8 protein-coding genes and 3 pseudogenes are annotated in these 8,119 nt (G+C 58.0%); 6 read left to right on the forward strand and 5 right to left on the reverse strand.

Features of this window, described 5'->3' with window-relative positions:
- On the forward strand, window positions 1-368 hold a 368-nt coding region (locus KJQ96_RS37460; RefSeq protein WP_213291058.1), incomplete at its 5' end, for a transposase.
- Window positions 369-383: 15 nt separating this feature from the next.
- Here KJQ96_RS37460 and KJQ96_RS37465 read toward each other — a convergent pair.
- A pseudogene (locus KJQ96_RS37465) lies at window positions 384-1,340 on the reverse strand (IS630 family transposase); the annotation flags it as partial.
- An 864-nt stretch (window positions 1,341-2,204) separates the two neighbouring features.
- Here KJQ96_RS37465 and nolL point away from each other — a divergent pair.
- Window positions 2,205-3,317, forward strand: a complete 1,113-nt coding sequence (gene nolL, locus KJQ96_RS37470; protein ID WP_213257573.1) for a nodulation factor fucose acetyltransferase NolL — start codon at window positions 2,205-2,207, stop codon at window positions 3,315-3,317.
- Between the two features lie 104 nt (window positions 3,318-3,421).
- Here the strand turns inward: nolL and KJQ96_RS37475 are convergent.
- The 4 genes and pseudogenes from KJQ96_RS37475 to KJQ96_RS37490 form a co-directional block, all read right to left on the reverse strand.
- A pseudogene (locus KJQ96_RS37475) lies at window positions 3,422-3,565 on the reverse strand (transposase domain-containing protein); the annotation flags it as partial.
- A 113-nt stretch (window positions 3,566-3,678) separates the two neighbouring features.
- Window positions 3,679-3,984, reverse strand: a complete 306-nt coding sequence (locus KJQ96_RS37480) for a tyrosine-type recombinase/integrase (RefSeq protein WP_375293263.1) — start codon at window positions 3,982-3,984, stop codon at window positions 3,679-3,681.
- A 19-nt stretch (window positions 3,985-4,003) separates the two neighbouring features.
- A complete protein-coding gene (locus tag KJQ96_RS37485; protein WP_249735019.1) occupies window positions 4,004-4,237 on the reverse strand; it encodes a hypothetical protein in 234 nt (77 codons plus the stop codon).
- Window positions 4,238-4,244: 7 nt separating this feature from the next.
- Window positions 4,245-4,577, reverse strand: a complete 333-nt coding sequence (locus KJQ96_RS37490) for a hypothetical protein (protein WP_057853677.1) — start codon at window positions 4,575-4,577, stop codon at window positions 4,245-4,247.
- Window positions 4,578-4,912: 335 nt separating this feature from the next.
- Between KJQ96_RS37490 and KJQ96_RS37495 the strand changes: the two are divergent.
- The 4 genes and pseudogenes from KJQ96_RS37495 to KJQ96_RS37510 form a co-directional block, all read left to right on the forward strand.
- Window positions 4,913-5,206, forward strand: a pseudogene (locus tag KJQ96_RS37495) (site-specific integrase); the annotation flags it as partial.
- Between the two features lie 290 nt (window positions 5,207-5,496).
- Complete coding sequence (locus KJQ96_RS37500; RefSeq protein WP_213257616.1) at window positions 5,497-5,769, forward strand: hypothetical protein; 273 nt, start codon at window positions 5,497-5,499, stop codon at window positions 5,767-5,769.
- A gap of 323 nt (window positions 5,770-6,092) precedes the next feature.
- Window positions 6,093-6,329: a hypothetical protein gene (locus KJQ96_RS37505; RefSeq protein WP_213291060.1), complete on the forward strand. Its 237-nt coding sequence runs from the start codon at window positions 6,093-6,095 to the stop codon at window positions 6,327-6,329.
- A 438-nt stretch (window positions 6,330-6,767) separates the two neighbouring features.
- Complete coding sequence (locus KJQ96_RS37510; RefSeq protein WP_309142535.1) at window positions 6,768-7,265, forward strand: MFS transporter; 498 nt, start codon at window positions 6,768-6,770, stop codon at window positions 7,263-7,265.
- Window positions 7,266-8,119: the final 854 nt, after the last annotated feature.

Genomic DNA, 8,119 nt, shown 5'->3' on the forward strand with positions numbered 1-8,119 from the left:
TCCATTATCCCGATGCCGCCTGTATCCGTGTCGTGCAGGACAATCTGTCGATCCACACCGCCGGCGCGCTGTATCAAGCATTTGCGCCCGCCGAGGCCGGTCGCATCCTGCGTCGCCTCGAATTCCACTACACCCCGAAACACGCCAGTTGGCTCAACATGGTAGAGTGCGAGATCAGCGTGCTGCAGCGCCAGTATCTCGGCAGCCGCATCGACGACCCCAAACGGCTCCGAAAAGAGATCGCAGCATGGCAACGGCAGCGAAACAAAGTACGAGACCGCATCAAATGGATGTTCACAACCGATAAAGCCCGCGCCAAACTCGGCCGCGCATATCCAACCTCCGCCAATGAGTCAAAATCACTGTGATGAACCACTAGCACTATGCTCCTGGAGCTGCTTAAGGCTGGTGAAGGAAGCGCCGCTGAGCGACTGCCCCTGCAAGGCCGAAAACCAAACCTCGACCTGATTGAGCCAGGATGCGCTTGTCGGCGTGAAATGAAATGTCACATTGGGGTGGGCCTTTAGCCAGTGCTCGTTCTTCTTGTGGGTGTTGAGGTTGTCGAGGATGACGTGAAGCTGGCGGTCCGGAAAAGCCGAGGTGACGCTGTCCATGAAGTCGAGGAACTCGACACGGCGCCGCCGTTTTGAATGCGTCGCGATGATCTTTCCGGTCGCAACCTCGAGCGCCGCAAACAGCGTTGTCGTGCCATGCCGCGTGTAATCGTGGCTCTGACCGGTCAAGGCGCGACCATTGGGCAACTTCAGATAACCTTGCGCTCGCTCCAAAGCCTGGATTGAAGGCTTTTCGTCCACGCATAGCACGATAGCCTTCTCGGGCGGGGCGACGTAGAGGCCGACAACATCGGCGGCTTTGGCCGTGAAGTTCGGGTCGTTGCTCTCGCACCAGGACTTGCGAGCCACGAGGTCGATCTGGTGGTTGCGCAGGAACCGCCAGACATATTGGACGTCAACATCGCCCAGCGCCTCGGCCAGCAGCGGCCCGGTCCAGCGCGCAAACCCTTCCGGTGGCTGCTTGTCCAACAGCCGCAGAATCCGCTTGTCGGTGGCCTTCGTATAGATCGGCTGCTTGCCAGGCCGCGGCCTCTCCTGCAGCCCTGCAAGGCCAAGGTCGGCATAGCGATGCCGCCACAGGCTGACAATCCGAGGCTGGACCCCGACTTCCTTGGCTATCGACCGCGTGCTGCGCCCGGCCGCCGCCAACAAAACTATCCGCGCCCGCTTCAAATCGCGCTGCAATGTCGCCGGCGAACGACAACGCGCCTCCAGGACCTTGCGATCCTTCCTCGAAAGGTGAACTTCTCTTGCCTCGGGTATCATCCCGATCTTGAATCACGACTCACCCTCTAAGGAGGGTGGGTACTAGCTGCTCGTGATGGCAACGCCGAATGCACCCAGTGGGAGGAGCTGCTGCGCAAGCTGCGCTGCATATGTTCAGGCTCTCATGCTCGAGTTGGTACGCCGCTATGGCGACCCCTGGCAGTGGTTGCAAACACCTCTTCCGGTTGCACACGCTGCAACGCGCCCGCTCGATCAGGCAAGCCGATCGAATTGGGGTAGAGCTTCCATCGGTAAACCTTCGTATAGCAGGTCCCCTCTTTTCTATACCGATCGCCCACCTCCGTACAATTGAACATGTCATCGACCTCCGTCAGCTATCGGGAGCCGTAGAATGTAGATGGAAAATGCCTCCGCTATCGCCGAATGAATTGATTGCGCGATGCAAAGCTGGAGCAGCGAAGTGCCTTTCATAATAGGTGGCCGGCAGCTTATACCTATGTTCGGCAGCTCGGCCTATCTCTCCTGAGATGGTCAGCGCCTTGCTCACCTTGTTCAAGTATAACCGGCACATCATGAAACTTGGCCCTAAGCAACTAGTCAGAGGTATGTTTTCTTCTCGGTCTCCCCAGGTCGGGGACGACGCTCGCACGTTTGCTCCAGCAGCACTCCGATATTGCACCCCGCCTGAACCGCTGCCTAATGCTGGCACTTGAACCGTTCGGAGAGTGGACCGCGACATCTGGCAGGAATGCCTTTGATGCTGGCCGGGACCCCCGAATTAATGACCATGATGAGCCGCTGTTTTTCTGATGCAGCTTGCACTAGTACTTGGTCGCAGCGGGTGTTCCCAGTCAAGCGGGTGTCCGGCTCATCGGAACAAGGGATATCGGGAGGTTTGATACATTGCCAAAAATAACTGGATCGACTGTGCCCGGGGCGCGCACGCCGGAGGCAAACGATCGAGATCTAGGTTTAGATTTCGCGAAAGGAGTGCTCATCACTTTGGTGATCGTCGGTCACCTGATCCAATATGTCGTCTACCGAGATGAAGGCTTCTGGGAGTCGCCATGTTTCAAATGGATCTACATGTTCCACATGCCACTCTTTATGGCGATAAGCGGATATCTTTCTTGGCGAGCGCTCTTGCGAAAGTCATTCACTCAAGCCATCGGTGATCGTGCGATGCAGCTCTTGTTGCCCATGCTGTTTTGGTACGCTCTCCTAGAGACAGCCAAGTTGGCCGCATTTAGCTCGTCTGCAAGCCAACCAGGCAGCGTTTTGCAGTTTCTAAACGATTCCGCGGGCACATACTGGTTCATCTGGGCTGCTTTTGTTTCTTTCCTTCTAGTCAAAATTCTTTCGATTTTCAATCGTCGGTCGCCCTGGATCCTATTCGTATCAGTCATACTAGTCTCACTTGCGCCTGTGACATTTTCCATATCACCTCTCATAAGGTATACTTTCCCGTTTTTCTGCCTAGGAGTCTCTTTTGCTCAGTCGAGAGAATGGTGGACGAGCATAACGCGATCTCACAAGCCGCTCTTAATCACGTTTCTCTCCATAGCGGCTTTGGTGTGCTTTCTAGCCTGGCGCAAAGACACTTACATCTACAACAATCTCGCCCTAGTGCACGATATGCAGTCGGCAAAAAACGTACTTCTGATGCTTCTTGGCTCCGCAGCGGCCTCAGCGATCGTGATCGTGCTCGTCCTCCAATGCTGGAAAGTTGGCCGCTCAAATCGAGTGACCCGCTTTATCACCGTGGAACTGGGACAGAGCACGCTGCTGCTATACTTGATACAAGGTACGGTCTTTCGTCTCATGGATTCGATACAATACGGGGAACTTTGGGATCTCACGACCAGGTTGGCCGTCGCGGGAATTCTTGGGGGAGCGATTGTTGCCGTCGCGCTAATGGTACGCTGGATCGTGCGCGACATTCCCTATCTATCTCAGCTCGTTCTTGGAGCGCCACCACGCTCGGCTTGTCTAAAGTATCAGCCCGCAGATAATTAGCTGCAGCCGAGATCTGAATCCTGGAGAGCCCGACTCCTGGTTGGTCTCCTCGCAGCTTCTGCCATTGGTTGTGGTGACGTGATGGACCTTGTTGACGTGTGTCGTCATGCCGCTGGAGCGGAGATCGCTGATGCTGGCGTCCAATTCCAGGGCAGGAGCTCGTCCAGCCGATGAGCCGGATGGGCGGCGATGCGGGCAAGGACATCGGCCAGCCAGGCTTGCGAACCAACGCCGTTAATTCTTGCCGTTTATGCCGCCCGCCGAACTATGCCGAACGGGTTTGGTATGGCACGCCGTTGTCACGCTGGCACCGTCGATCGCGTGCACGGCAGCCCCATTCCATTCGGCATAGTCTGGTCGTTCAGAGCGCTTCCAGAAAGGCGAGCAGGCGGTCGTTCGGCTGGAAGCGGGTTCGCTTGCCGCGCTCGTACGGCTTGAGCTTCGCCAGAGCAGCTTCCTTGAGGGCGAGGTGGACGTGCAGGTACGTCTGCGTCGTCTCGACCGATTCATGACCGAGCCACGGCGCGATCACGGAACAGTCGACGCCGGCTTGCAGCGGTTCCATCGCAGCGCTGTGCCTCCTATGTCTTGGTCGATATAGCAGGCACTGGACTAAACCGCTCCGCGGTAGGCAGCGATGGCGGCGGCCTGAAGAAGGAAGCGGCACAGAGTGCGCGGCAGCGGCATTAACGATCCTTCGCTGTGCGTCGCGCCGTCCGACCCGTGGCCTCGCTGAACAGGTGGCGGGGGATGTTGATTATCGCAAAACGTCGCCGTTCTTCCGGGTGCGTTTCAAAATCTGCCTCCACAAAAATCTCGACGGTCTCCTCACTGGCATGAACTTCGACGCGTACCGGCGCGTCTTCAAACTCCACTTCATATCGACGACCATTCTTTCCTCGGATAATCGTGTGCGCCATTTCTATGCTACCTCCGGCCCTGCTTCTTGAGCTTCTTCACTCGGTGCTTCTGATAATCCAGAACGGCCGCTGCAAGTGGCATCGAGCGCGGCACGCGCACATGTGTGAGGGAGACGACAAGCGCTCTGCCTGTTTCTTCCGAGCGAGACAAATGGCAGATGATACCGCCCTCGTCACCGGCGTATGACAAATCCCAGACGACGTGGTGCATCCGATCAGCATCGGCAACATTCTCGGCTTGCAGATATTCGATCAACGATGGTGCCAGTTCAACGTCAAATGGCGCAGCTGCCTTGAGTGCGGCGAGCAGCCGGGTGGTCTTCTCCGGATTGTCGAGCATAGGTCGTCCATCTTTAACGGGCGAATCAGAGAGCCGACGATCAGCGATGATAGGGAATATAGCTCAACAGAGCCATATTCGCTATCCGTCGCACAACCCGCCTTCCTCCCATTGCTGGTTGACCCGATCCAATAGCGACGACCTCACGGGCATTACCCCGCTTCCTCGCTAATACAACACAGTCCGCCCCTCTCCGGCGCATCACCGCTTCGCGGTAGGCGACTCGTGGCAAGCTTCGGTACCACCATCTGATCTTCCTGCATTCCCGACGAAGTTCGATTGCGAGATGCTGGAGGCGCTGCTTGCAGCGCTTTCATATCGCAAAGGAGCTTCCCATGACGGTTCTTCGACAACGGATGACTGAGGACATGCAGGTGCGGAATCTGTCGCCGCATACACAGGCATCGCATCTCCAACAGGTATCGCTGTTTGCACGTTACTTCCGTATGTCGCCGGATGCGCTGACCCCCGAGCACATCCGGACTTATCAAATCTACCTCACGAACGAGAAGAGGTTGGCCCCCAATTCAATCCATACGGCTGTCGCGGCGCTTCGGTTCCTTTACAGGATTACGCTCAAGAAGGACTGGACCTTTGGAGAAGACATCCCGCTTCCAAAAAAGCCGCAGAGCCGCGCGGGTCGGTACCGCTCTCCCGCACGATGCAGAAGCCCCGGGCATACACCCCCGCAACGAAAGGACCGAAGTACGCGACAGCTCAAGTACGCGGGTGATGCCGCCCGCCGCTCCGCGGAAAGCGCCAAATGAGCTACAAGGCCGGCTTTGCCAACGGCGGCCGCGTGAAGGCATACCCCAAGATGTAGTATGGCGCCGGCAGCGGCGAGGGCCTTCTCGAGAAGACAAAGTACGGCGACAAGGCCAACCTGCGGAAATGATCCTGGTGCGGCATATGGCGGCCGATGCCGGCGGCGAGCGGCGATTTTGGCGTTGCCCTTGCCGATCTCGACATAAACCTTCGTATCGTTCCGTCGCACCTTTGGATGCTCGACGATTACCTGCGTTCAATTGAGCTGCTGATGGCTTTCATCCTAGGTTGCATCCTGCCCTCCTTGGGCGTTTCCTCCCTAGACTTCGGCCGCTTGTGGCAACGCAGGCGGCCTTTTCCTTGTCCGATGCGCCTGATTCGCATGGCGCTCCTGCAATTGGCTCGGAAACAAGTGGGCGGGCTGTAAATGAGCGTCACCATCGCCATCAAGCTGGCCGAACGTCTTCAGGCCCAAGCTTGATGAGCTGGATAGGTGATCGATGCCATCACGTCGGATAATCTCAAAGATTGGGGCCGGTATCAGCGCAAGGTGGTGCCGCAAGGCGCCCGCCGACGCGCGCACGGTGCTCGCTGAGACGATGGAAGACATCCTGAAAGAGTAGGAGGAGAGGGAAGGGATGGTATGCGTTTCGACACGGGAACGGCGCTCGGAGTCGGAGGACCAGAAGACCGAGCTTATGAAGCTCATTGGCGATCTGTGCAGCATCGAGCTGCTGAACAACAAAGGTCTTGGTCGGCATCTACATCGAGCCGGAGAAGACCAAGGGCGGGCTCATCCTGTCGACCGGCGCGATCAAGGAATCAGTCTGGCAGGGCACCGTCGGCCTGGTGCTCAAGAAGCGCAAGACCGCCTTCAACGATGAGCCGAAACCGGCACCTATTTCCACGGCTAGGACGTCAAGATCGCCAATTGGGTTGTATTCCAGTCCGGCGACGCTCGCGCGTCCGGATCAATGGCGGGATTAACGGATGGTCGAGGACACGCTGCTCGACATGGTGGTCGAGAACCCCGACGTGATCACACACCCATGATAGTGATACGGTTTGGCAGAGCCTTCGGGCGCACTGAACGAGAGCGCCCCGTTTGGCAGCTTTGAGACCAATGTCCGCGACTTGACGCTACACACACCCAGTACGAAGCGACTGTAGAACCTCCAACTTTCAAAATCGGCACGCCGCTTGCTTCATTCGGGGCACCATCACCGGTCGGAGGCGGGGCGGTGCTGTAAGGGCGGACTCGGCAGTTCCTCCGTGGCGTCCGGCCGCCCCGCCAATTTGCTGTGAGGCGACATGAAACAGCATGTTCGGGCGGCTGCAACTGCGGTCGCAGCCGCTCACGCTCCGCCGTGATGTCCTTAGCGTGTCCGAACACGAAACCACCAACTTTTCCTCCGGGGGTCACCGATGATGTCCGTCGATCGCCTGGCCACCCGGCTCGCGACGCGCCTTGCATTTTTTGTCGCCGGCTTCGGCATTGCGGCCTGGGTGCCGCTGGTGCCGTTCGCGAAGGAGCGGCTGGCGGTCGATGATGGAGTTCTCGGTTTTCTGCTGCTCTGCTTGGGCGTCGGCTTGGTCGTCTCGATGATTTTGAGCGATTTGTTGTGCGCGCGCTACGGCAGCAAACCGATCATCCTGATCGGCGGCTTCGGAATTGCGCTCATCCTGCCGTGGCTCGCGGTTGCCAGTACGCCTCTGGAGCTCGAGGCCGCGCTGGTTGCCTTCGGCGCCTCGCTCGGCTCGATCGATGTCGCTGCGAATGTCAATGCGGTCGAACTGGAACGTGCAGCGAAGCGTCCGCTGATGTCCGGCTTTCACGCGCAATTCAGCATCGGCGAATTTGCCTGCTTCGACGCGATGTCCGCATTGGCTGGCTGCACGTTGGAGCTTTTTCATCAACCCTAATGTGCTCGGCCATCGTGGCGATCGCGACGGCGCTGACCTGGCCGCGACTGCCGCCAAGCGCGCAGCAGGGATCGCTGTTCGTCATGCCGCATCGGCCCATTCCCGCAGGTAGGCGATAACGGAAGCCTGGTCACGACACTGCGGTCGTCGCTGACCCCAGTTCTGGGCGCCCGCATATCGAGCTTTCATCTGGCTCGCGCTCCTGGTTTGAGACGGCGCCAGCTGAATCGCTTCGCGGCGCGCATCGCCGGATTCCGAGTTTGGCTCTAATCCGCCATAGAAGAGCGTGTCACAAATTCTGGGGTTCTCTCGATAACGACCGAGTAACTTTGGAGTCACGTACACGGCGCGCAGGCGCGAGCGCTTGCGAAGCGTCTCCATGGAATAATGACCCTCGGTTGATGCATGTCAATGCGACAGACCGCAGCGCACGAGTAGACGCAAGAATCGCCGAACGATCAAGGATAGATTTGATGATCGATTTCGCTGTCCGTCGCAATTGCCAACTGCGGCGCTGCTCGCGTGTGGCCGCGGACCACAATGCAAAACGCGGAGATTTCAATGACCGGCGGGATCAGCTGCGGTCTCAACGATGAGGCTGAATGCTAACACCTGCGAGAAAAATGCGGTGCATCGCGCGGTCATTTCGGATACCTGTTTCATGATGCAGCCTTGTAGTCTGTTAGTCGCTGAATTAGGCGCAACGACTTCGATGCTGGCGGCGGCGTCGCGCGCTCGACGGGCAGCGAACATTCACGTGGCCGCGCTTTGAATGAGACCGTGACGTTTCCGACGGAGACTAGGAGCCTGTCCAGTTAGCTTTGGGAAGGCAGTTTTATCTTGATAATGGCGGC

This window comes from Bradyrhizobium sp. sGM-13, assembly GCF_018398875.1.
Taxonomy (GTDB): Bacteria; Pseudomonadota; Alphaproteobacteria; order Rhizobiales; family Xanthobacteraceae; genus Bradyrhizobium.